29 protein-coding genes are annotated in these 23,828 nt (G+C 39.2%); 27 read left to right on the forward strand and 2 right to left on the reverse strand.

Going from position 1 to position 23,828, the window contains the following annotated elements; translation table 11 throughout:
- Positions 1 to 55: 55 nt before the first annotated feature.
- The 21 genes from terS to FHR85_RS11100 all read left to right on the forward strand — a co-directional run bounded on the left by terS (position 56) and on the right by FHR85_RS11100 (position 19,056).
- On the forward strand, positions 56 to 709 hold the full coding sequence (gene terS / locus FHR85_RS11005) for a phage terminase small subunit (protein ID WP_167263184.1): 654 nt from the start codon (positions 56 to 58) through the stop codon (positions 707 to 709).
- Positions 693 to 1,967, forward strand: a complete 1,275-nt coding sequence (locus FHR85_RS11010; protein ID WP_167263186.1) for a PBSX family phage terminase large subunit — start codon at positions 693 to 695, stop codon at positions 1,965 to 1,967. Before terS ends, FHR85_RS11010 begins: the two co-directional genes overlap by 17 nt.
- Positions 1,968 to 1,980: 13 nt before the next feature.
- A complete protein-coding gene (locus FHR85_RS11015) occupies positions 1,981 to 3,468 on the forward strand; it encodes a phage portal protein (RefSeq protein WP_167263188.1) in 1,488 nt (495 codons plus the stop codon).
- Positions 3,469 to 3,470: 2 nt separating this feature from the next.
- Positions 3,471 to 4,598, forward strand: a complete 1,128-nt coding sequence (locus tag FHR85_RS11020) for a phage minor capsid protein (protein ID WP_167263190.1) — start codon at positions 3,471 to 3,473, stop codon at positions 4,596 to 4,598.
- A gap of 13 nt (positions 4,599 to 4,611) precedes the next feature.
- The gene (locus FHR85_RS14520) at positions 4,612 to 4,734 is read left to right on the forward strand and encodes a hypothetical protein (RefSeq protein ID WP_279588361.1); all 123 of its coding nucleotides are present in this window, start codon (positions 4,612 to 4,614) and stop codon (positions 4,732 to 4,734) included.
- A gap of 173 nt (positions 4,735 to 4,907) precedes the next feature.
- Positions 4,908 to 5,480: a phage scaffolding protein gene (locus FHR85_RS11025; protein ID WP_167263192.1), complete on the forward strand. Its 573-nt coding sequence runs from the start codon at positions 4,908 to 4,910 to the stop codon at positions 5,478 to 5,480.
- 24 nt (positions 5,481 to 5,504) lie between these two features.
- Complete coding sequence (locus FHR85_RS11030) at positions 5,505 to 6,380, forward strand: hypothetical protein (protein ID WP_167263194.1); 876 nt, start codon at positions 5,505 to 5,507, stop codon at positions 6,378 to 6,380.
- Between the two features lie 22 nt (positions 6,381 to 6,402).
- Positions 6,403 to 6,735 (forward strand): hypothetical protein, encoded by a 333-nt coding sequence (locus FHR85_RS11035; protein WP_167263196.1) that lies wholly within the window; start codon positions 6,403 to 6,405, stop codon positions 6,733 to 6,735.
- A gap of 37 nt (positions 6,736 to 6,772) precedes the next feature.
- The gene (locus tag FHR85_RS11040) at positions 6,773 to 7,180 is read left to right on the forward strand and encodes a head-tail connector protein (RefSeq protein ID WP_167263198.1); all 408 of its coding nucleotides are present in this window, start codon (positions 6,773 to 6,775) and stop codon (positions 7,178 to 7,180) included.
- Positions 7,167 to 7,496 (forward strand): putative minor capsid protein, encoded by a 330-nt coding sequence (locus FHR85_RS11045; RefSeq protein WP_167263200.1) that lies wholly within the window; start codon positions 7,167 to 7,169, stop codon positions 7,494 to 7,496. Before FHR85_RS11040 ends, FHR85_RS11045 begins: the two co-directional genes overlap by 14 nt.
- Positions 7,497 to 7,841, forward strand: a complete 345-nt coding sequence (locus FHR85_RS11050) for a minor capsid protein (RefSeq protein ID WP_167263202.1) — start codon at positions 7,497 to 7,499, stop codon at positions 7,839 to 7,841.
- 11 nt (positions 7,842 to 7,852) lie between these two features.
- Positions 7,853 to 8,251, forward strand: a complete 399-nt coding sequence (locus FHR85_RS11055; protein ID WP_167263204.1) for a phage tail terminator protein — start codon at positions 7,853 to 7,855, stop codon at positions 8,249 to 8,251.
- A complete protein-coding gene (locus FHR85_RS11060) occupies positions 8,252 to 8,683 on the forward strand; it encodes a phage tail tube protein (protein WP_167263206.1) in 432 nt (143 codons plus the stop codon).
- Positions 8,616 to 8,930, forward strand: a complete 315-nt coding sequence (locus FHR85_RS11065; protein WP_341770963.1) for a fibronectin type III domain-containing protein — start codon at positions 8,616 to 8,618, stop codon at positions 8,928 to 8,930. The genes FHR85_RS11060 and FHR85_RS11065 overlap by 68 nt, the downstream gene beginning before the upstream one ends.
- A 43-nt stretch (positions 8,931 to 8,973) precedes the next feature.
- On the forward strand, positions 8,974 to 9,366 hold the full coding sequence (locus FHR85_RS11070; RefSeq protein ID WP_167263210.1) for a hypothetical protein: 393 nt from the start codon (positions 8,974 to 8,976) through the stop codon (positions 9,364 to 9,366).
- A 4-nt stretch (positions 9,367 to 9,370) separates the two neighbouring features.
- A complete protein-coding gene (locus FHR85_RS11075; protein ID WP_167263212.1) occupies positions 9,371 to 9,997 on the forward strand; it encodes a Gp15 family bacteriophage protein in 627 nt (208 codons plus the stop codon).
- The gene (locus FHR85_RS11080; protein ID WP_167263214.1) at positions 9,998 to 12,277 is read left to right on the forward strand and encodes a phage tail tape measure protein; all 2,280 of its coding nucleotides are present in this window, start codon (positions 9,998 to 10,000) and stop codon (positions 12,275 to 12,277) included.
- A 4-nt stretch (positions 12,278 to 12,281) separates the two neighbouring features.
- Positions 12,282 to 13,727: a distal tail protein Dit gene (locus tag FHR85_RS11085; RefSeq protein WP_167263216.1), complete on the forward strand. Its 1,446-nt coding sequence runs from the start codon at positions 12,282 to 12,284 to the stop codon at positions 13,725 to 13,727.
- Between the two features lie 12 nt (positions 13,728 to 13,739).
- Positions 13,740 to 18,632 carry a phage tail spike protein gene (locus FHR85_RS11090; RefSeq protein ID WP_167263218.1) on the forward strand — a complete coding sequence of 1,631 codons (4,893 nt, stop codon included), beginning with the start codon at positions 13,740 to 13,742 and terminating at the stop codon, positions 18,630 to 18,632.
- On the forward strand, positions 18,632 to 18,793 hold the full coding sequence (locus FHR85_RS11095) for a hypothetical protein (RefSeq protein ID WP_167263220.1): 162 nt from the start codon (positions 18,632 to 18,634) through the stop codon (positions 18,791 to 18,793). Before FHR85_RS11090 ends, FHR85_RS11095 begins: the two co-directional genes overlap by 1 nt.
- A 32-nt stretch (positions 18,794 to 18,825) precedes the next feature.
- Complete coding sequence (locus FHR85_RS11100; RefSeq protein ID WP_208379567.1) at positions 18,826 to 19,056, forward strand: hemolysin XhlA family protein; 231 nt, start codon at positions 18,826 to 18,828, stop codon at positions 19,054 to 19,056.
- 130 nt (positions 19,057 to 19,186) lie between these two features.
- On the opposite strand, the gene FHR85_RS11105 is transcribed toward FHR85_RS11100, so the two are convergent.
- The gene (locus FHR85_RS11105) at positions 19,187 to 19,405 is read right to left on the reverse strand and encodes a hypothetical protein (RefSeq protein ID WP_167263222.1); all 219 of its coding nucleotides are present in this window, start codon (positions 19,403 to 19,405) and stop codon (positions 19,187 to 19,189) included.
- Between the two features lie 76 nt (positions 19,406 to 19,481).
- On the opposite strand from FHR85_RS11105, the gene FHR85_RS11110 reads away from it, so the two are divergent.
- From FHR85_RS11110 to FHR85_RS11125, 4 genes are all read left to right on the forward strand, one after another.
- The gene (locus FHR85_RS11110; protein WP_167263224.1) at positions 19,482 to 20,387 is read left to right on the forward strand and encodes a peptidoglycan recognition protein family protein; all 906 of its coding nucleotides are present in this window, start codon (positions 19,482 to 19,484) and stop codon (positions 20,385 to 20,387) included.
- On the forward strand, positions 20,387 to 20,638 hold the full coding sequence (locus tag FHR85_RS11115) for a phage holin family protein (protein WP_167263226.1): 252 nt from the start codon (positions 20,387 to 20,389) through the stop codon (positions 20,636 to 20,638). Before FHR85_RS11110 ends, FHR85_RS11115 begins: the two co-directional genes overlap by 1 nt.
- Before the next feature lie 233 nt (positions 20,639 to 20,871).
- Positions 20,872 to 21,372: a Panacea domain-containing protein gene (locus tag FHR85_RS11120; RefSeq protein WP_167263228.1), complete on the forward strand. Its 501-nt coding sequence runs from the start codon at positions 20,872 to 20,874 to the stop codon at positions 21,370 to 21,372.
- Positions 21,369 to 21,980, forward strand: coding sequence for a hypothetical protein (locus tag FHR85_RS11125; RefSeq protein ID WP_167263230.1), 612 nt, complete (start codon positions 21,369 to 21,371; stop codon positions 21,978 to 21,980). Before FHR85_RS11120 ends, FHR85_RS11125 begins: the two co-directional genes overlap by 4 nt.
- 95 nt (positions 21,981 to 22,075) lie before the next feature.
- On the opposite strand, the gene FHR85_RS11130 is transcribed toward FHR85_RS11125, so the two are convergent.
- A complete protein-coding gene (locus FHR85_RS11130; protein WP_167263232.1) occupies positions 22,076 to 22,330 on the reverse strand; it encodes a hypothetical protein in 255 nt (84 codons plus the stop codon).
- Between the two features lie 307 nt (positions 22,331 to 22,637).
- On the opposite strand from FHR85_RS11130, the gene FHR85_RS11135 reads away from it, so the two are divergent.
- On the forward strand, positions 22,638 to 23,399 hold the full coding sequence (locus FHR85_RS11135; protein WP_167263234.1) for an alpha/beta fold hydrolase: 762 nt from the start codon (positions 22,638 to 22,640) through the stop codon (positions 23,397 to 23,399).
- Between the two features lie 78 nt (positions 23,400 to 23,477).
- On the forward strand, positions 23,478 to 23,789 hold the full coding sequence (locus tag FHR85_RS11140) for a metal-sulfur cluster assembly factor (protein ID WP_167263236.1): 312 nt from the start codon (positions 23,478 to 23,480) through the stop codon (positions 23,787 to 23,789).
- The last annotated feature ends 39 nt before the right edge of the window (positions 23,790 to 23,828 follow it).

Here is a 23,828-nt window from a genome sequence, read left to right on the forward strand (position 1 = left end):
CACCCACTGCGGTGCTTTTTTATTTGGTTAAAACAGGGAGGTAGGTGCTTATGTAATGACGAAACAACCCCATGCAAACTTTTGTGGTTCAAAAACAAGAGGCGGTAATCCTTGCAAAAACAGAGCTATGGCAAATGGTCGTTGTAGAATGCATGGCGGTAAATCAACAGGTGCCCCAAAGAAAAACGATAATGCTAAATCACATGGCTTATTTTCGAAATATCTGCCTCAAGAAACCTTAGAAATTGTACAGGATATGGATGATATAAAACCGATTGACATACTTTGGATGAATATCAAAATGCAGTTTGCTTCGATTATGCGAGCGCAGCAGATCATGTTTGTTGAAGATAAAGACGATATGAGCAAGGAAGTTAAGAAGAAAGAGTCTGTTGCCGGAGAAAGTATGGATGTCGAAAAAGAAGAATATGAAATTCAATTCGCTTGGGATAAACAGGCGAATTTTTTAAATTCTCAAAGTCGAGCAATGGGTGAGCTTAGAAGTATGTTAAAACAATTCTATGATTTAGCAGACTATGACGATCAGCGACGGTTAGAAGCTGAGAAGATGACCGCTACGATTGAGAAGACGAAGAAGGAAACAGAATTCATTGACGAGCGCAAGAAACTCATCCAGGGCGAGAAGAAAGATACAAGCCTATTAAATGAACTGATAAACGTGGTGAAAGACGATGAGCAAGACGATTAAGCTGTCACCTAAACAAAAGCAAACGGTTAGATATCCATTTGATCATACATTAGAGGTCCATGAGGGAACGCCTAGATCGGGAAAAACGACAGGCGTTCATTTTCGTTTAGGTTACTATTATTCCCTATCACGAGATGAAAATCATTTAGTCACAGCTTACAACCAGGAACAAGCATTCCGACTATTTATTGATGGTGATGGAACCGGCTTAATGCACATCTTTGGTCACCTAGCCAAAATCAAGCATGATGAGCATGGCGATCACTTAGAAGTGCATACACCAAATGGCGTGAAGCGGATTTATTATAAAGGTGGCGCTAAAGCGAATAGCGTTGGCGCAATTACAGGTATGTCGCTAGGCTCTGTAGCTTTTGGTGAGATAAATCTCTTAAATATGGGCTTTATTCAAGAATGTTTTCGACGAACTATGGCAGCGCATGATCGATTTCATATAGCTGACTTAAACCCGCCGGCTCCACATGACCCTGTTATTGGTGAAGTATTCGAGGTTCAAACAACGCGGTGGAATCATTGGACGATTCACGATAACCCGATTATAAGCGAAGCTCGTAAAAAAGAGATCTATGAAACGCTCAAAAAGAACCCGTACTTGTTAGATCGTGACTGGTTCGGTAAGCGTGTGATGCCTCAGGGTGTTATTTATAGCATGTTCAACATGGAAGAGCATACCGAAAATACGCTCTTAGGTAAGCCTTATGAGATGTTTTTCGAAGCTGATGGTGGGCAGTCAGATGCGACGAGCGTTAGTTGTAATATCGTTACGCGCTACAATGACAAGTTCCGATTAAACCGCGTTGCTCATTATTATCATAGTGGCTCTGATACAGGACAGACAAAGGCCATGAGCACTTATGCAAAAGAAATTAAGGAGTTTATTAAGTGGTGCACAGATAAGTATCAGATGCGCTTTACAGAGCTATTCGTTGACCCTGCTTGTAAGTCGTTAAGAGAAGAACTACATCTTGTAGGCTTAGACACATCACGATCTGATAACAATGCGACAGATGCTAAGAAGCAAGGCGGTGGCATTGAGGTCGGTATTGAACGCGCGCAAAACGCTATTACAAACGGTCAATTCTGCTTAGTTGAGAATGACGAATACGGCCATTATAACTTTGTGAAAGAAATCGGCATGTACGTTCGTGATGACAACGGCAATCCCGTCGATGAATATAACCACGCTATGGACGAATTCAGATATAGCATTAACCATTTTTACAAGGACTACGTGATCTAGGTGGTGACAATAGATGATCAAGAACTTTATCCAGAAGGTGAAAGAGGTGATGTATAAGTTGGGCATTTTAAAAGGTGTTAAAGAGATAGCGCAGCATAAACAAATAGACATAGATGAGCAGTTCTATAATCAAATTGATTTTTGGGACGCGCTTTATAAAGGCTATCATGCTGACGATTTTCATAATTTGAAATATCATACAATCGAAAAAGGCGAGCAAACAAGGCGCATGTTGACACTAAACATTCCGAAAACCGTTTCTCAAGAAATGGCTTCGCTCGTGTTTAATGAGAAAGTCGATATCAATATCAGTGATAACGAGTTTTCTAAAGTCATTGAAGACATCAAAAAGAACAACAAATTCAACAAGAACTTTCAAGACTATTTAGAGTACAGCTTTGCTTTGGGTGGCGTAGTCATCAAGCCTTATGTTGCCAACGATCAGATTAAGCTTACCTTTGTTGATGCTAAATCATTCATCCCTCTTTCCTGGAATAATCGCGGGGTCTTTGAAGCGGTATTTCCAAATCAATTTAAGAAGGGTAAGTATTGGTACACACACTTAGAATGGCATACATGGGAAGGCAATTTATATGTGATACAAAACACGCTACATCGTTCAGATAATCGAGCTGAATTAGGTATTACAGTTAATCTTGATGAAGTGTTTGAAGGATTAGAGCCTGAGATACGCTTCAGTCGCTTTGACCATCAAGCCATGTTTGTTCACATTAAGCCGAATGTGGCGAATAACTTTGATATGCACAGTCCATTAGGGATTAGCTTATATGCCAATGCCCTCGATACGATCAATCAAATTGATACGATGTTCGATAGTTTCAATCGTGAATTTAGGCTCGGTAAAAAGCGTATTGCTGTGCCGTCTGAAATGATTAAGTCTGTCATTGATCCAAACACGGGTGAGATGCATCGATATTTTGATGCGAACGACGAGTCTTATGAAGCCTTTAAATTTGGTGACAATAGCGATAGTAAGATTGAAGATTTAACGGTTGAATTAAGAGTTGAAGAACATATCAGCGCGATCAACAGCATGCTTAATCTATTAGCTATGCAAACAGGCTTTAGTTCAGGCACATTTAGCTTTGATGGCGAGAGCATGAAAACAGCGACAGAGGTTGTCAGCGAGCAATCTAAGACATTCAAGTCTAAGAAGTCACATGAGACGGTAATTGAATCAGCATTACAAGAGCTTATTGATATCATTGCTTACTTAGGTCGAACGTTTCGCTTGTTTACAGTGCCTAATCAATTTGAGACGAGCGTCGCGTTTGATGATTCAGTCGCTGAAGATAAGACAGCTGAAATTACAAGGTTATCGCAAGAGCTACAAAACAAGTTGATTCCTAAAAAGCGTGCGATTATGCGTTATTATGGATTAACTGAAGAGGAAGCGCAGGAATGGTTAAATGAGATTAACCAGGAAAACGCAACGGCAACCAATGAAAGCTTAGATTTCTTTGGCGGAAGTGGTGAATAGCCATGGATCGTGAAGAGCTCGAACAATTTGCGAGAAGAGTCGTTGAAGTTTACTTAGATATGGAAGACGATATGCTCAAAAACATTGGCAAGCGCTTAGCTAAAGGTCAAGACACGATAGAGGACATTGAAAAAAGCGGAGACTTAGAACGTATACGAGCTTGGCAGAGGCAACAGGAAGAAGAAGCGCAAGGGTTAAGTGACGTTAACATTCGCACAATCTCTCAATACTCTGAGAAGGCAGCTAAAAGAGTTCAAGAAATCATTCGAGAAGCGGGTTTTAAAGGTGTTGATGAAATAGAAAATGACTTGATTGACGCTTATGAACGAGGTGCTCTTGATAATAAACCAGGTTCACCAAAAGAAAGCTCAACACTTTTGCAAATTGCTGAAAACATCGTTGGAAACGCTAAAGATAAATTAAATTTAGTTAATACAACCATGTTAAATCAAGCTGATCAAGCTTATTTAGATATAATTAATCGAACAACATCCAATGTACTAGCCGGAACACAGACACCAAAGACGGCTTTAAGGCAAGTGGTTTCGGACTGGTCGAGTCGAGGTGTTCCTGCACTTGTCGATAAAGCCGGAAAGCACTGGAGCACAGAAGCTTATGTCGGCATGATTAATCGAACGATGAGCAATGATGTGGCTAACAATATGCAAGACGCTCGAATGGATGAATACGGAGTAGATTTAATTGAAATATCCCAACACATGGGAGCAAGACCGCTTTGTGCGGATTATCAAGGGCGCATATTTAGTCGAAGCGGTAATCATGATCAGTATCCTGCCCTATCAAGTACAAGTTACGGTAAAGCGGCGGGTTTGTTTGGCGTTAATTGTGGCCATGTCAAATACCCTTACTTTGAAGGCATGAGCAAACGAAGTCAGAACACAATTGATAAAGATAAGAACAAAGAAGCTTATGAGAATCGACAAAAGCAACGCTATTTAGAGCGTCAGATCCGTCATGCTAAACGAGAACAGTCGATGTTAATGGAGATTGGTGATGGTCAAGGCGTTCACTTTGCAGAGGAAAAAGTAAGAGAACGTCAGAAAGCAATGCGAGACTTCATGGATAAAACAGGTCGAACACGTCGTTATGGTCGTGAACAGCTAACTTAAGGGGGGTGATGCTTTGTCTAAAAGCAAGAAAATCGAAGAACTAGAAAAGCGTGTGAGTGATTTAGAGCATGCTATGCATCAAATCATGATGGACAAGCAGAAAGAAAAGCAAGACAAACCACAATATTTTGGTTAGTTAGGAGGTGATCTGCTATCTACGTTGGTCCCGGTTATTGGACTGGTCTTTAAGCATAGACGGTAAACAAGCTTATTTTTTATGCCCTTTTTAAAGGCTTGGGGTCAAACTAAGCGGAACCTTCAGCGTGAGGTGTGACACGCTAAAAAACATAAACAAGGAGTCGATTATAAATGCCAGATTTAAAAGAGTTACTAGGTGAAGAGCTTTACAATCAAGTCGTTGAAAAGGCTGGAGACGAGAAAGTCGCTGTTGTTAGTGATGGTTCTTATATCCCGAAAGAGAAGTTTAATGAGAAATTACAGGAAGCTAAGGACTACAAACAACAGATTGAAGAACGTGACAATCAACTTGAAGAATTGAGCAAAAAAGCTCAAGGCAATGAAGAGTTAACAAAGCAACTGGAAGATTTAAAACAACAGAATCAACAAACGAAAGATGAGTACGAGCAACAATTGCAACAACAAGCGTTTGATCACGCGCTTGATAAGACATTAACGTCTGAAAATGTTCGTAATCCGAAAGCTGTTAAAGCCTTATTGGATATGGACACGATCAAGTTAGAAGAGGACAACTTGAAAGGTTTAGATGAGCAGCTTAATTCGTTGAAAGAGAATGAGCCTTATCTATTTGAAAGTGACGATGGTGGGGATGGTAATCCGAACTATTCAACAGGTGATCACCAAAACCCACAAGGAGGCTCAGATAGCTTCTTGAGTGCTCTGCAAGGTGGAGCGCAGGAATAACAAAATTTAAGGAGATGATTCGCAATGCCAAACGCAATTAATTTAGTAGAAAAGTACGGTCAAGAACTAGACCAAGTCGTTAAGCAAGCAACATTAACAAACGTTTTAGAAACACCTAATGTTAACTGGATGGGAGCTCAAACGTTTCATGTGCCAACTGTAGGCGTTACAGGTTATCAAGACCATAGTCGTAACGGTGGATGGAACCGTGGTGAAGTTGAAACAACTAACGAACCATACACACTTTCATTCGATCGTGATGTTGAGTTCTTCGTAGATCGCATGGATGTAGACGAGTCTAATCAAAATGCAAGCGCAGGTAATATCACGCGCACATTCTTAAATGAGAAAGCAGGTCCTGAAGTTGACGCTTACCGTTTCTCTAAGATGGCAACAAGAGCACTTTCTGACGGTAATAATACAGTGGAATCAGTGAGCGGTGTTGACGTTTACGATCGTTTGAAGTCAGACATCCTTAAAGTTCGCAAATATGGACCTAGCAATTTAGTGGCCTATCTATCAAGTTCAGCAATGGATCAATTAGAGCGCTCTGATAAGTTCACTCGTAATATCCAAGTGCAAAATGGTGGCACGGCTATCGAAACACGTATTACTTCTTTAGATGGTGTTCAACTAGTGGAAGTTTGGGACGCAGAACGTTTCAATACTCAGCACGATTTCACAACAGGCTTTGCAGCTACTGGTCAAAACATTAACTGGATTATTGTTAACCGTGGCTCTATTGTGGCTAAAACGAAGATTAATTCTATCTATCTATTTGAGCCAGGCGCGCACACGCAAGGTGACGGTTACTTATACCAAAACCGCATGTACCATGATCTATTTGTCATGAAAAACAAAGCGGACGGTATTGTATTATCTGCAGAATCGGCAGCCTAAATTGATTAAGGAGTGATAGACGATGAAAAAACTTATAAAAGAAAACGCGGTCATTCAAACGAATGACCCGTTAAAAGAAAAAGAACTAAAATTACGTGGCTTTAATGAAGTTGATGAAAACGGAGAAGTCATTCAAGAAGAGCCTGAGGAAGTTTCTCAGGCAGAATTTGATAAATTGCAGGATGCTTATCAAAAACTTAGTGAGGAAAAAGACGATGCTGCTCAGAAAGCTCAAGATCTGAATGAAGAGCTTGGCGAAGTAAAAGAAGAGAACGAGCAACTTAAGCAAGACTTAGAAAAAGCACAAAAAGACCTCGACAAAGCTAAAAAGGAAAGTAAGAAAGAGGGCAAATAAGCCTTCTTTCTTTTTTATTATGAAAGGGGTGTAAGGCATGCCCTATATTGATAAGCCTTATTATGATGAGGATTATCTAGGTTTAGAGATAGACGACGAACAAACATTCAACCGTTATGTGAAGCGGGCTAGTGACATGATTGATCAAGTGACAAACTTCAAGATTAATAGAGCGGGTTTTGATAAATTACCTGATTTTATTCAAGGACAAGTGAAAAAGGCAATCGCTGCTCAAGTAGAATTCTATCAAATCAATGATGGTCCGGAATCTTTAGATGCAGGAGAGGACTTTTCTAACTATCAGATTGGTAATTTCAGTTTCAGTAAGGGTGGAAGATCTGAAAGCAAACAAGCTGAACGTGTAAGTCCAGCTGCGATTGATTATTTAAGAACTACAGGGCTTTTGCATAGTGGGTTAGGTGTGGTTGAACATGTCTATTATTAAGCCGATTCCGAAAAGGTTGTTAATGGATTCAATTCAGTATCAATCTAAAAACAGTAATGATGGCTGGGACGATTCTTATAGTGATAAACAAACAATCAACAACGTTCGAATTGAACCCGTTAGCTCCATGAAGAGAAGCGGAGACAGTGAAGGACGACAAGCGAATGATGTTGTTTATATTGATTATAAGAACTCATCTTATTTCCCAATCGATGCTAAACCAGGCGACTTAGTAAACGAGCGAGAAGTGACTAAAGTGAATGTATTAAAAGCATTCAAAGAGACACCCCATCACCTGGAACTGGAAGTGATTTAGATGTTTAAGGTTAGTATTGATCTTAAAAATACAAAAGAAAAGCTACCTAAATCGCTAGGAAAAGCTCAAGTCGTGCTAGATAATCAAGTTTTAAAGGATAGTAATAACTATGTGCCAATGGATACAAAAAACTTAAGGGACAGTGGCATTAGAGAAACTGATCTAGGGACCGGTCAAGTCAACTGGGAAACGCCTTATGCCAAAAAATTGTATTACAACCCACAATATGATTTTAGCAAGGATGACAATCCCAATGCGCAAGGCTTATGGTATGAAGCGGCTAAAGCCAACCATAAAAAAGATTGGATAGACGTAGCACAAAAAGCATTCAGAAGTTTATTTTAGGAGGTGTGATATTGGATTTTTTAAATCAAGTTAAAGCGCATATGGAATCGTTATCGTTCACACCTTCTATTATTCAGATAGGGCTATATATAGAAGATGGTGACAGCGTAGCCATCAGGCCTAGCCCTAATACAATTGATGATCGCTATATGGATGAAGGTAAAATCTATCCATTTAGCTTTCAAGTATTAGTTCATCATCAAAGAAATGCTGAAGCATACAGCATGATTGAGAAGTTATTAAGTGAATACGATAATCTATCAAACGGAGCGGTTACGTCTAGTGATGGCTCTTTTAATTTGGTCTCAATTCAGTGCACTAACACACCGAACTTTGTTCAAAAGACGAGTTTTGGCGTTTTGTGGACGTGCCAATTTGAGGCTGAATTGCACATTAAAGGAGGGAATTAAATGAGTTTTCTACTGCAGTATGAAAATAAATTAGAGATCGATACGTCGCCAGATAGCACAGAGAGCTTTAAAACCCTTGCAAAAGGGATCAATACAATGGAAGCGGATCCGAACGAAGAACAATCACAGGATCGTTATTTTGACGGTGACGGTTTTGCTGAAACGGATGTTATCGGAGCTCAATTAATACTAAGTGTAGAAGGGCATCGTTATTATGGTGACCCTGCCCAAGATTTTATCTTCGCAAAGCAAGTTGAAGTTGGTCCTGCACGTCGAACGAATTTCCGATTAACGTTACCTGATGGGGCAACGTTCGAAGGACCTTGTACAATCGCTAATATTGTTGGACCGGGTGGCGCAGCAGGTGAAAAAGGCGCTATTTCATTTGAAATTCACTTCAACAAAAAACCTGAATACACACCTGGACCCTAAGGCGCCCGTCAACCTAACTTCTAGCAATGTCATGTCAACGTCTGTTGATTTAAGCTGGGACGAAGTTAGCCAAGCTGACGGATATTACGTGTATCAAGATGGTGTTCAAATTGATGATGTTTCAACTGAAACCTTAACGGTTGAAAATCTTGACCCAGAAACAGAATACGAGTTTTATGTGACGTCTTATCGTGACACTTATGAATCTAAGAAGAGCGACTTGATTACAGTTACAACGACTGCATAGAGGACGGTTTATAGCCGTCCTTTTTTATTTAAGGAGGAAGACAATGGCGCAACTTAATTTTAATTTTGAACAGCCGTTTGATGAGATCGATATCAATGGCCATATCTATAAGCTTTATTACGACGACGAGAGCTTAAAACGTTATCAAAAGCTTGCAACAGATTATCAACAAGACGCAGAAAAATATGCTCAAAAACAAAATGATCTTGGAAACATGTCTGAAAAAGAAATTGAAAAACTTGAGCAAGAAGGCGTTGAATTTCTGAAGCGATTTACAGATGGCTTTTTCGGTGAAGGAGCGTTTGAACCTATATACGAGGCGAGTGGGCGTTCAACGCTCAACTTTATGCCACTCATTGAATACACGCTTGACTGGCTAAATAACAAGATGCCAGATACCGATCAAGCGAAAAAAGATTATTACTTGAAGAAGTGATGTTATGAGACTGACAGAGCGATTTCAAGATGTGCTTTGGATTGACGCCAATGAGTATCAATTAGACTTATCGTTTGATAATATCTTGCGAATTCATGAATTAAAAGATGATTTAGAAATTGATGATAAAACGCGCATTGAATTGATGTTTCAAATGCTAGTGGGTTCTGATCTTGACTTAACCTTAGAACAAAAGGTTGAAACGATTGAATATATATTTTCAGAATTTGTTACGAAAGAAAAAGTGCAGGAAAAAGCTGATACGGAAGACTCAAGTGAAGAGACTGAACAAAACAAGCCTAAAAGCTACGATTTGAACAAGGATGCGGATTACATATTCGCGTCTTTTTTTATGGATTATGGGATTGATCTTATTGAAAAACAAGGCGCTTTGCATTGGCGTAAGTTTATTGCTTTATTGAATGGGCTGAGTGAGAAAACGCCTTTCATGCAGGTCATCAAGATTAGAACGATGGAAGTTCCTAAAGCCAATAAGCATAACCAAGAAGAGCGCAAACGTATTAAGAAACTAAAACGCATTTATGCGCTTGAGCGTGATGAAGAAGACGGAAACCAGGTCTTTGACGACATGGTGAATGCTTTCGGTGGAAGGCCTGAAGGTGGTGAGTAAATGGCAGACGGTAGAATTACGATAGATACAGAGATTGATCAAAAAGGCGCCGAAAAAGGCACGCAAGCCCTGCAAAAAAAGCTAGATGGAACCGCACAGAAAGCAAAAACTGTTGGCGGTAACATGACAAAATATTTAACTGCGCCGATATTAGCATTTGGTGCAGTTGGCATGAATTCAGCTAAAGAATTTAGTGGTGCTCAGCGTACTATACAAAATGAACTAGGGCTCTCGCAAGACGAGGCAGAAAAGCTTACGGATGTTGCTAATGACATTTATAAAAAAGGATTTGGAGAAAGTCTAGACCAAACTGCGGGAGCTCTAGCTGATGTTAAGAAGCAACTAGGTGACTTGGCAACAGACGAGAACATAGAGAAACTTACAACTGATTCCTTAGCCTTATCAGAAATTATGGATGCTGAAGTTAACGAGATTTCGCGCACGGGCGCAACACTTATGAAGGAGTTCGGAGACAGTGGCAAAGAAGCCATGGACTTGATCGCATGGGGTTCACAAAACGGACTAGATTTTTCGGATGAGTTACTCGATAATATCGCAGAATATGGACCATTATTTAGTGATATGGGCTATAGTTCTGAAGAATACTTTAACCTTTTAAAGAAGGGTGCAGATGAAGGTTCATACAACCTTGATTACTTAAATGATGTTATGAAGGAATTCGATGTGAAACTATCCGATGGTACAGCAGCTGAAGCAATCGGCACCATGTCTCAATCTACTCAAGATATGTTTAAGAAGTGGAAAGATGGTGAAGCTACAACGTCCGATGTCATGGATGCCGTAACAGATGAAATGTCAACCATGGATAAAAGAGCTGCAGAAGCTATCGGGCCTGAGATATTCGGAACTAAATTTGAAGATCTAGGCGTGGATGCAGTGCTTGCTATGGGAAATGTTGATGATGAAATCAAAAACTTAGACGGAACGATGGGCGACATCACAAAAACGCAAGAAGAATCTTTTGGACAAAGATTCAGATCTTTGCTGAGAAAAAGCGGTGATGCTTTAAGACCACTAGGTAACATTTTGCTTGACTTAGCAGAAAATGCATTACCTCCTCTGATAAATGCTGTAACCGAAGTAGCTAAATGGTTTGATAACTTATCGCCAGTCACTCAAAAAATTGTTGTCGTTATAGGCGCACTTTTGGCTGCGATTGGTCCATTATTGGTCATTCTTGGCATGGTAGCTGGAGCTATTACAGCTATTACAGCCCCTTTTCTTCTATGGACAGTTCTTATAGGGGTGGTTATAGCGTTCGTAGTAACGTTAGCAATCACAATTACGAAGAATTGGGACAAGATTAAAGAGCGTACTGTGATTGTTTGGAATGTTATAAAATCATTCTTTTCATCGCTATGGGACGGTATTAAAAACAAATTTACAACAACAATCAATGCGATAAAAACTGCCGTTTCTACAGCTTGGAATTGGATTAAGAGCATAACGGCTTCCGTCTGGAACGGTATAAAAAGCTTTTTCTCATCTTTCTGGGCAGGCGTTAAAGGTGTCTTCAAGTGGTATATTGATACGCTTAAAAACAACGTCTCAACAGTATGGAACTGGATAAAGAAAACGACACAATCCGTCTGGAATGGGATTAAAAATTTCTTCTCATCATTTTGGGGAGGCATTAAAAATATATTCATGACGGTTATTCAATATTTGCGAGACCGTATCAGCAATGCTTGGCAGTGGATTAAAGGCATAACGTCATCTGTCTGGAATGGCATTAAGAGCACTTTATCAGGTATATGGAATGGCATTAAAGATACAGTTAGCAGTGTTTTTAATGGTGTGAAGGATACGGTTTTGGATGTATGGAACACGATTAAATCAACTACTGATGACGTTTGGGATGGCATTGTTGAATCCATCAAAGGCGCTATTAATGGTGTGATTGGTGCCATAAATGGCATGTTGAACAGCATTAGTGATATAAGTATTAGTCTACCCAACGTACCCGATTGGGTTCCTGGTGACATGGGCGGAGGATCCATAAGCTTTCCGAATCTGCCTAATATACCTAAGCTTGATGTTGGTACAAACTTCGTTGCCCAAGATGGACTAGCTATGCTGCACCAAGGCGAGGCTGTAGTTCCTAAAGAATACAATCCTGCTGCGGATGGTGAAAATGAGAAAAAACAACCCGTTCAAATAAACTTAACGCTTGGATCAACAAGCTTCAAACAATTCGTAGAAGATATAACAGAAGTTCAAGACCGAGAAGAGAGAACGTTAGAAGCGTTTAGGGGGTGATGCAGTGCAATTTAATGGAATCGATTTAACCCCATATTTAAAAATCAAAAGTATAACAGGGCGTGGCATGACGTCATATGAAATATCATCGCTATCAGTGCGAGGCATGGATGGAGCGCATTATGAACGCAAAAAACGTCCTCCACGGCCATTGAATATTGAAGCGGATATCATAACGAACAACCGAGAAGAGTTGCGAGATAAAATCAATGAATTGAATGAAATTCTATCTGTTAACGAACCTGTTCCAGTTGTTTTTCTGGATGAACCTGATATCACTTATTATGGTGTACCTGAATCAAGTTCGGAAGACGACGAATTGTTCTTTAAGCATTCTGGCACTTTAACCATTATATGCTATGACCCTGACAAATACGGACCTGTAAAAGAGAAAGGTCTAACTGAACAAGGAACGATCATCAATGTAGAAGGCACGCAAGCAACTAAACCTACATTTGAATTTGATGTATTAGCCCCAATCACATTTGCAATGGTATCAAATGGTGATGAATACATGATGATTGGCCGACCTATAGACGTTGACAATATTGCGAAAGAACCTTATCCAGAAGTTGATCGATGGTTTATGGATACATTAACAGGTTGGTCGCATATGACAGAAGGGAAGTTTTTGAATGATGAGGTAACAGGTGGAACGGTTAGCGGAAGCCAAATAAGCGTTGATGAAGGGGCCTTTATAGCTGATGGCTATGGATCTAGTCAATCAGGTTGGTATGGTCCTGCCGTTAAAACATCACTATCAGAGCCTGTTCAAGATTTTTCAATTACGTTAGGTGTTGCAGCTTATAACAATGGTTCTCCTGGTAAAGTGATGGCCATCTTTTTAGATGACCAAGGCGACATCGTGTGTTCGTTAGGCCTTATCAACGCTCGTGCCAATTCTAAAAACGTGCGTGTGTTAGCACGTATGAATGATGGTCAAAATGTGGCACGTCATCGTGTGATGGATTATCAAGGCGATACTGGAACAGAATCGCAAGTCTTTAACGATAGCCCTTTGAACATTCGTTTGAGACGAGAAGGCAACACATTCAGTGCTAAAACGTGGCAAGTGCGTGATGGCAGGCAACATGCGCGACACACGTCAGATATTGTAGATGATAATAGTGATTTCCAACGACCAATCGAACAGGTCGTTTTATTTTTTGCTAAATACGAAAATCACGACGTTTTTCCGATGCGAATCCTAGGCTTGCGTGTGCATGAATCAACCGTTTTAGCTGATGACGAAACACCATACATCGCACAAGAAGGCGATCAAATCTTATTCGATCATGACGAAGAAGCGATTTATATCAATGGTGAAGATGCAACTGATTTGAAAAACTTTGGCGCTTCTTATTTTGAATTGCCACTAGGTGAGAATGAGTTGGCAACGTTGCCTGATGACTTAGATGGCATAGTTAAGTATAGACCAACCTATAAGTAAGGGGGTGATAATATGTCACAAATTCATATCTTAGACCAGGAAAATGACCAGATTTTAGATGTGATAACCAAACAACACATTATAGAAGACGTGCATAAGCAGTCTTTAAAAGATAAGCTTGAAACGTTTGATTTTACCACGTTTGCGAACAAACGATTTAGCCAGTATTTAGAAAAGCGTAATCGGCTGATTATACCTGGTGAAGACGGTGAATATCGAGAATTTATTATGCATGAAGTGATTAAAGATATTAATCGACAATCTGAAGTTTATGCGAAAGCTAGTTATTTAGAGCTCAAGAAGCAATCGATTATTTATCCACAAACGTTCAATGCTCAGTCAGCCACACAGATGGTTGGGCATGCTACCGATGGAACCGAATGGCAACCAGGCTTAATTGAAATCACAAACATTCGCACCTTCAACGTTGAAAACCATCGTAATCCGTTCGCATTCTTGAAAACGATTGCCAACGAATTTGACGCTGAATTAAGGTTTCGTATTGTAACTGATGGGAATCGTGTCGTAGCGCGTTATGTTGATTTGTTAAAACGTCGCGGGCAATGGCAGGGCAGAGAAGTCACTTCAGGCAAAGATTTAGCAAGCATTAAACGTACAGAACGTACTGATAATGTTTACACAGCTTTAGTTGGTATTGGGCCTGAAAGAGAAGACGGCAATCGTTTAGAAGTGTTGGTTGAAGATCAGGACGCGCTTAAACGATGGGGAAGACGTGACAAAAACGGGAACCTGCAACACTTAATTGGCACGTATGAACCTCAATCGACACGCCAAGACATGACAGGAAGTGAATTAGAACAATACACACGCACTGAACTTAACAAGCGCATTAATGCCGTTGTTGAATTTGAGGCTGACATTGTCGATTTAGAGCATGTGCCAGGATTGGAAAACAAGCGTTTTCGATTTGGCGATACGATTAAAATTAAAGACACTGGATTTGAACCGCCCCTCTATTTAGAAGCGCGGATATTTGAACAAGAACGATCGATCGTAGACAAATCAGCTAAAAAAGTGAAGCTTGGTGACTTTACAGAGTTAACGGAAGAAGAAGTACAAAACGTTTGGAAGCAACTGCAATCTGAAATTGCTAAAAAAATTAATGCCGCTGAAACGTATGATAAAACGACGATTGATAGTAAAGACCAAACGGTTTTTGAAGATGGCAAGACGTTTGCAGAAGTGCAAGCTAGTAACGCATTAGAAGATGCTAAAGCTGACGCAAAACAAAAGGCCAATGAAGCGCAAACAGCAGCAGAAGAGTATGCACTTGCAAAAGCTAATTTGGCTGAGACAGAGGCTGAAGCTTATGCAGACGGGATTGTATCAGACGAAGAACAAGCGCGTATCAATCAAGCCGAAGCTAACTTGCAAGAAGCCAAACAACACGCTGAAACAAAAGCAAGTGAAGCACAATCAGCAGCTGAAGCATATACGGACACTCAATTAACAAATTACGTTCAAGCGACGCAATACGATAGTGATATATCGGATATACAAGCACAGATCGACAATCAGATTACGTCGCACTTTAAAAATTATGCACCAACATTGAATAACGAGCCTGCTAGTCTATGGACAACGGATAACAAAAAAGACAAACACGTAGGCGACTTGTTCTACGATACTGACACAGGGTACTCCTACCGTTTTGCTAAAAACAACGGAACGTATGAATGGATTCAAGTTCGTGATGAAGGGATTAACAAAGCCTTACAAGACGCTAGTGAAGCACAAGACACAGCAGACAGTAAACGCAGAGTGTTCGTTAGTCAACCAAACACGCCGTACGATAAAGGTGATTTGTGGGATAAAAATGGTTCTATTTATCGTTCTACCTTAGATAAGTCTAGTAGCGGTTCGTTTAGTTCAGCTGATTGGGTATTGATTGGTGATGTTACAGGCGAACATACGTCGCAAGACACAGAGAATGTAAATGGTCGTCCATCTAGCGATATTGAAGATAAACAAGGGGCGCAGAATAAAGCTGATAACGCCGAACAAAACGCAAAAGACCACGCCGACACCGTAAGCGACCAAGCCTTAACAGACGCTCAAAACTACGCCGTCGCACAAACGGCATACGACACGAAAATGGACGAAATTGCAAACGACCTAAGCGCTAAAGCAGGCGTTGAATACGTTGACGGTCAGTTGCAGCTAAAACAAGGCGAGATTCCACAGCAAGATACCGAGCCGAGCAACCCAAATACAGGCATGTTATGGCTTGATACGTCACAATCACCAAACGTCATGAAACGCTATGATGGTTCAAGCTGGGTTAAAGCGTCGCCAACCGAGGCAAGCGAAGTCGGTTCTTATACGATCGCAGAAGTTGATAACCGTCTATCAAACAAAGTCAGTGTAACACAATATGATTCAGACATGGATGGCGTTATTAGTGATATTCAAAGCAATAGCACACTAATTGGTCAAAATGAGGACGCTATTGCTTTAAAAGCGGATAGCAGCCGTGTCGACACCTTAGAAGGTACGGTAAGCGATCATTCGTCCGAGTTGAACGTTATGTCTGACGAAATTAGCAGTAAAGTCGAGGCAGATTACGTTGAAGGCGAGATTGATAAGTTACAAGTCGGTGGGCGAAATTTATTGAAAGGTACAAGTTTTACTGATGGGTTAGGTGATACCAACGGTTATAGTATAAACTTAAACATCAGTAATGAGGGTTATGTTAAAAACACTAAATCGGCGACACACGAATATACAAGCTCGAAAGATAATGGGGAGGACAGCTTAAATAAAGGTGTTCGTTACCGTAACTTAGGGCTTGAAACTAATGAGACATATACTTTCAGCTTTTACGGGAAAGGTTGGGAGGAACACAAATCTATTGATTTATACTCTCAAAGTTCTTTCGATGAAAGTATAACAAGGGTAGAGTTAGGGGATTGGACTAAGTATATCTTAGAAATTTCTCCAAACGAAGTAATGGATAACCTGTATATAAGACCTAACGGTAATGATGAATATAGTTATCATTTAGTTTTTAATGCCCCGAAACTAGAAAAAGGCAGTAAAGCGACTGATTGGACACCAGCACCCGAGGACACTCAGTCTCAGATTGACGACCTAGACATTACGGTCGAACAACACTCAACTGACATTACGCAGAACGCTAACTCGATTACATCCAAAGCTGAGCAATCTGAACTCGATACGCTGACTGGGCGCGTTAGTACAGCTGAATCTGAAATCACGCAAAACGCTGATAACATCACGTCTAAAGTTGAACAAACGGAATTTAATACGTTGGAAGGACGAGTTGATAGTGCTGAAAGTACGATTCAGCAACATGCTGATGAAATCGAGTTACGTGTCGAAAAAAATGGTGTAATAGGTTCTATTAATCTTTCAGAAGAGAATTTGAAAATTGACGTTGAACAAGTTGCCATACAAGGTGACTTAGAAGTAAGTGAAGGCAATCTTGTTTTGAAAGATGGTTCGGTTACTGCACCTAAAATTTCATCCAGAGAAATAACATCTGAAAAATTACTGCTTGGTAATTTCGATAACATGTTAGAAAATCCTAACTTCTTGAATAACATAAGCCCACACGATTTACAGAGAGGTTCATGGACGTTGGATAATAACAAAAGCCACACAGGGAAAACATCGTTAAAATGTACGGGTGTTGATGCAGGTGATGAGGCTCGTGTTTATTTAGGTGGCGCTGACGCGATTGTTGTCCAAGAAGGCGAACAATATCAGTTTTCAACTCATGTTATCAAAACAGGGAACAGCCCACACAGTGACATGGTTATTTCGTTAAGGTTCGCTGATGAAGACCTCAATTTTGTTAGCTTTGAAGGCACGAAATGGTTTTATTCTGATGATTTTAGTCACAATGAATGGACGCAAGTAACAACCACTGGAACTGTTCCTGAAGGCGCTTTTTATGTCCAACCAACCATACGGATCATGGATGATGGCAACAATCCAAGTTATCAAATTGATTCGGTTAAGCTCAAAAGTCTAGTTGATGGGAAGTTAGTAGCAGGCACTATTGAAAGTGTTGATATTAATGGTTCGACGTTTACAGCTCAAAGTGGTGAAGATGGTTATGTGCGCATTAATGACGCAGGTTGGTACGTTGTTGACGGTAACGATGAGATAAGAATCGGTATTAACACGAAAGGTCAGTCATGGTCACAGCCAGCCCCATCTATTCTATGGTTTTTCCCGAACGATAATAGCAGTGAGAATTATATAGGATTGCAGGAATCTGATGGTGCTCCATTAACTATTCATTCAACAAATAAACTTATTTTATCAGCTGCTGAACTTTCAATGAGCCCTATAACAAGCGATTTAGATGTACAAGCGAAATTAACAATTGAACGAAGTGGTTCAAGCTTTAATCTTAAATCAGAAGGTATAGGATCAGGGGCAACCACTTATGTTGACTTTATTGACGCAAACAGTGATAGCTTAGGTTATTTTGGTTATGGTTCAGGCGGTAATACGGTTTTCTATATATCGAATAACATTGGTGATGAGGTTCGCATTGTTGGCGACATGAACGCAACAGGCTCAAAGTCGGCGATTGTGGAAACCGAAAATTACGGTAGTCGTAAGATGTATGCTGTAGAAGCACCAGATGTTCGGTTTATGGATGTTATTGAAGTCACGCTTGATCAAGGCGAACATTGGGTTAACTTAGACCAAATATTTGTTGAAACCATTAACGGCTATTCGGTATTTCCAATCGTTCAAAGTGGTGGTCAAGTTAGTATTTTAGAACGTGAAAATCAACGATTTAAAGTATATGTAGCAGATGATAATACAGAAGTTGCTTGCTGGGTTTACGGCAAGCGAGAGGGCTATGAAGATATTTATTTAGAACAAGTTGAGGAGGTTGCATGATGAGTCAAGACGTCAATAAAATCTTAGATGATTTATCGAATCAATTTGCACAGCAACTAGCAGACCAATCAATCAAAGATAAGCGTGCGATTGCGATTCTTAGAGAAGAAAATGAGCGATTGAAAAGTGAATTAGATAAACTCAAAAACGACGCTGAATAAGCGTTTTTTTATTATGTGCTAGGGGGTAAATGATGAATGAGCAGTACAATAACGAGCAAATCAAGCGAATAGATAAGCGTGTTGAAAAGATTGAAAGTCGTGTAACAAATGTTGAAACACGTATTTCAGTGGCAGAAAGCAATATCAAAGATATGAAGGACGATATCACATCAATTAAAGATAATACAACGTGGATCCTGCGCCTAATTATAGGCGCTATTTTAATGGCTTTATTGAGCTTAATCATTGTACAGGGAGGCTAAAAATGAGTAATGAAGAGTTAGAATTGAAATTGTTAGAACTTGAAGCAAAAATAAGTCAAATTGTAGCTGAGTTAGAAGAGCTAAAAACGACCAGTCGCTAACGGCGGTCAGTAACTGGTCGTGTAAATAATTATTCAAATTTCAAATAATGTTCATTATGCTCGTAAACTTTATAGCCTTGTTTTTCAGCTTCGGCTATGATTTCGTCTTTCGAAATTGAATACTGACGCAAGTCAATTTTAGCTGGTCCTGCTTTAGGTTTATTGAAGTGGGCCTGAAGCAAGTTGTTTAGGTTTTCCCAAGAATATAAAGGACCATTATATTCTAGCTTTGGATCAAGATTACCCATAATTAACACCTCCCTTCTAACACGCACATTCGACAAGAAGGGAGAAAATTCCTACTAAATATAAGGAGTGATTTGAATGCAAGATTTGCGCGGAAAAACAATGGGCGGTCACAGCAAACGCTCATTAAATCAAGTCAATTTTATTGTGCGTCACCATTCAGCTACTGAAGAAGGTGACGTTTTTAAGTTCGAAGATTATTGGAAGTCAAAAGGCTGGAGCACAGGAGGCTACCACGAAGTCATTTTAAGAGACGGCGATTTTCAACTCAACTATGACGAGAATGTTATTACGAACGGTGTGGGTGGCCATAACACTGAATCGTATCACATTTGTTTAGTTGGTAACGGTGACTTTACTGAAGCGCAAGAGAAAACATTTAAAGAGCGTGCTAAGAAAGCGATGAATGCGTTTATTTTAAGTGTTGACGATGTTATTGGTCACAATGAATTTGCGAGTGCTAATACATCTTGCCCAGGTATCAATATGGACAATGTTCGTGCTCGGCTCAAAGGTTCTTCTAATCAATCGTCTGATAGTGATTTATTGCAAAAAGGCGACAAAGGAAGCAAAGTTGAAAAATTGCAAAACGATTTGCTAGATGCAGGAGAAGAACTACCGCAATATGGAGCGGATGGCCATTTTGGCGACGAAACAGAAAAAGCTGTTAAGAGCCTGCAGAGAAAAGCAGGTATTACGATTGATGGCATTGTTGGGCCAAATACTAGAGAAGCCCTGAATAATCAACCATCTAGCAACCACGATTTGCCTAATGGCATTTATCGTGAGGGTAATCGAAGTGGCGCGATCAAAAAAATCCAAGAAGCATTAAACGCTGCTAACTTTAAAGTTGGTGCGGTTGATGGCATTTATGGGCCAAAAACGAAAGATGCTGTCGAACGTTTTCAAAAAGTTTATTTACCTTATGAAGTGGATGGGGTTTATGGACCAAATACGAAAGCGAAATTAGAGGAGGTTCTATAATGGAGATTATGGATTATGTAGTTGAGAAAGCGCTGATTTTGATTCCAGTTTTGATGGTATTAGGTAAGATGATTAAGAACATGGAGATCGTACCAAACAAATTCATACCAGGCATCTTACTAGTGATTGGCTTAGGCCTGTCGCTATTTTTATTTGGTTTGAATGTTGATGCTGTGGTGCAAGGTGTCCTGGTTACAGGCGCATCTGTTTATTTCCATCAGGTCATTAAACAAAAAGATAAGCAAGAATAAGTATAAGCCCTGTCATTCGGCGGGGCTATACATATATTAAAAGTAACCCTCATGTTATTATCATTAATCATTTGACTAAACATATACGAAAAAGGGTATAATCAAATATAAGGTAACTGAGAATAACTCAGCGTAACTCAAAAGAACTTATATTAACTAAAAGTCTTTTTAATATTTGAGAAACGTGTTATAGTTCTAATATTGTATAAGCATTTTGTGAGGAGGGTTACAAAATGACAGAGGAAAAAAGAGTTATTTTTAATGATGTAAACGATTTAGTCAATTATCTATTTAATAAATTCGGTGATTTAACTCCATTAAAACTACAAAAAGGTTTGTATTTTCTCTATGCGTATTATGGAGCTATGTATGGTGAAAAAGAAAAAGAAGGAGTAACTGAACAAAACTATAACTACCCATCAAGATTATTTGATAGTGAATTTGAAGCCTGGACTTATGGTCCTGTAGTTAGAGAAGTATATGATAATTATAAAAAAGATGTTTATTACGAAAACAAAATATCCAATGAAGAAGCAGACGAATTATTTTCTGATTACGCAGAAGCTCAACGGTTTGTTGATGAACTGTTTGGACAGATTAAAGAAATAAGTGACTTCTCATTAGTTGATAGAAGTCATGAAGATGAGGCTTGGAGAGATCCTTATAAAGAACAAGGAAAATCAGCTCCTATGGATAACAATAAAATCATTAAAGAGTACAGAGAAAAATTATGATTGGTAGTGAAATTTTTGATTCACTAAAACCTCAAATCGATACTGCTAAAGTATCAGGCTATAGGTTTGCTAACAAAGAAGCTCGTTTTAAAGGTGAAAGGACAAAGCTGGAACCTTCTAAAAAAACTGAAGTAAAACCATTTAATGAATTCTCTTTCAAATCAAAGTATAACAGTGATCTCGAATTTACTAATTTCTATCGTGAGGATACAGATCAAAAGTTAAAAAAGAGAATTAACGAATTAAGTGAAGACTTTAGTGTAACTTTAAAGGGAGAGACAAGAGGAGTAGAATTTGATAAAGATCGTATTAAAGAAATACTAGAGTTGTTTGTTGGAGAATTTCATGAAGATGATCTAAGCGAAGACGAAATTGTTAAGGTTCGTTTATATGATCCCTTTGGATATCCAACAGAAATAAGAGTTTATCTTACATTGGATACAAGTGACCTTGATAATAAAGTATATTATGTTCTTATGGTTGATCTATTCCATCTAGTGATTCCCAGTAGTCATAACGGTAAACAATCAGAGGTTGTTAAACAAGAAACCTTCGAACATAATAAGGATAACAATAAATGTATTAGTGAGTTTTTTGCTTTCAAATGATTCTTCCATTGTATATTGGTTGGGAGAATTATTTTTTGTTCACCCAAAAACCCATTCAACTTCAGCGCATTATTCAATATCAAAGGTTAAAGCCCTCACATTTTGTGGAGGCTTTTTTTATTGTGAACAGACCACGATCCATCTGGATAATAATGAAACCATTCCCCGTTCAAATACCGAACATCAACACAGTATTCATCCATATTTCTAATAACTTCAACTATATTATTCACGTCAAAATCACTATGTTTATCTGAATTCAATTTGATGAAATGTGCACGTTGCGCTTTCAATAGAAATTGATATTCGCCATCGGACAAATCTTCGGCTGCAGGTAAACGATAAAGCATTAGTAATCATCTCCTATTTAGTTTTCTGCTATATAATAGCATAAGGTTTTATAAATGGTTGATTTTCGACAAAATATTCTAAATAAAAGTATGCGGTTTAGCAAAACTGTTTCAATTTTGTTTAATTAACGTTAAAATATCACATATATATCACAATAATTTGTAACCAAACAAAATCGAACGAAATAAAATCTTTATGAAAGTCGTCAACCGTGACTGAACAAACATGATATGAAACTGAAAATAACACCACCATAAGCGCAAAGCTTATTATATTTATAAAATGAATTTTAGGGGGATTCTAACAATGGCTATTGCAATTGACCAACAATATATTGATGATATTCCAGTTTTAATTGTACATGAACAAACACAACAAGTTGCACCTTTACCCGTTATAGTATACTTTCACGGATTTACGAGCGCTAAAGAACAAAACTTACCCCTGGCTTATTTATTAGCAGAATCAGGTTATCGCGTCGTGTTGCCAGAAGCGATGCATCACGGCGAACGTCGGCGCAATATTTCTGATCAAGAAGTCCAATTTGCTTTTTGGGAAGTAGTGAAACAAAATCTTACTGATCTTGCTAAAATCGAAACCTGGTTGACGAACCAAGGTTTATTGGAAGCTGGCCGGTTTGCTGTAGCTGGAACGAGTATGGGAGGCATCACCACTGCTGCAGCCCTTACACAATATGAATCAATTCGAGCTGCAGGTATTATGATGGGTACTGCGAATATGCAAGAAATGGCGGATTATTTATTAAAAGGTATTGAAGCACAAGGAATTGAATTACCGTTTACAGAAGAAGAATTGCAAGAGCAATTAGATCAACTGAAGACAATTGACTTATCACAACAAATTGAAGCTTTGAATGATCGTCCATTGTTTATTTGGCATGGGGAAGAGGATCCGGTTGTGCCTTATAATCAGGCGGTTGAATTCTACCGACAATTACAAGAAGCAGGTGCGAAACATGTGGAATTTGTTTCAGAGCCTGGTCGGGACCATAAAGTGAGTCGTGATGCGATGTTAGGTCTCCGAGATTGGTTAATGTCTCATTTATAGAAATAATTAATTTTACTTTAAAAAAAGATAAAAACGTGTTTATAATAGAATAGAGAATGTTTGAAGGAGGACTCGAGCATGGATCAAGCTTTAGAAGAGAATCTGTGGGGAGCGCTTGAGAATGTAATCGACCCAGAACTTGGAATTGACATTGTCAATCTAGGTCTCGTTTACAATATCGAATTAGATGATGAAGGGCTTGCAACAGTCACTATGACGTTAACAGCAATGGGTTGCCCACTTGCTGCGACAATCGAAATGGATGTTAAACAAGCAATGATTGACCTTCCAGAAGTTAACGAAGTCGAAGTGAATATTGTTTGGAATCCACCATGGACGAAAGAACGTATGTCTCGTTACGCAAAAATCGCGCTTGGTATCCCAGATTAATTAATAGGAACAGTCCAACATTGTTGGGCTGTTTTTTTA

Origin of the sequence: Alkalibacillus almallahensis, from assembly GCF_011761495.1 — a bacterium.
Lineage (GTDB): Bacteria > Bacillota > Bacilli > Bacillales > Alkalibacillaceae > Alkalibacillus > Alkalibacillus almallahensis.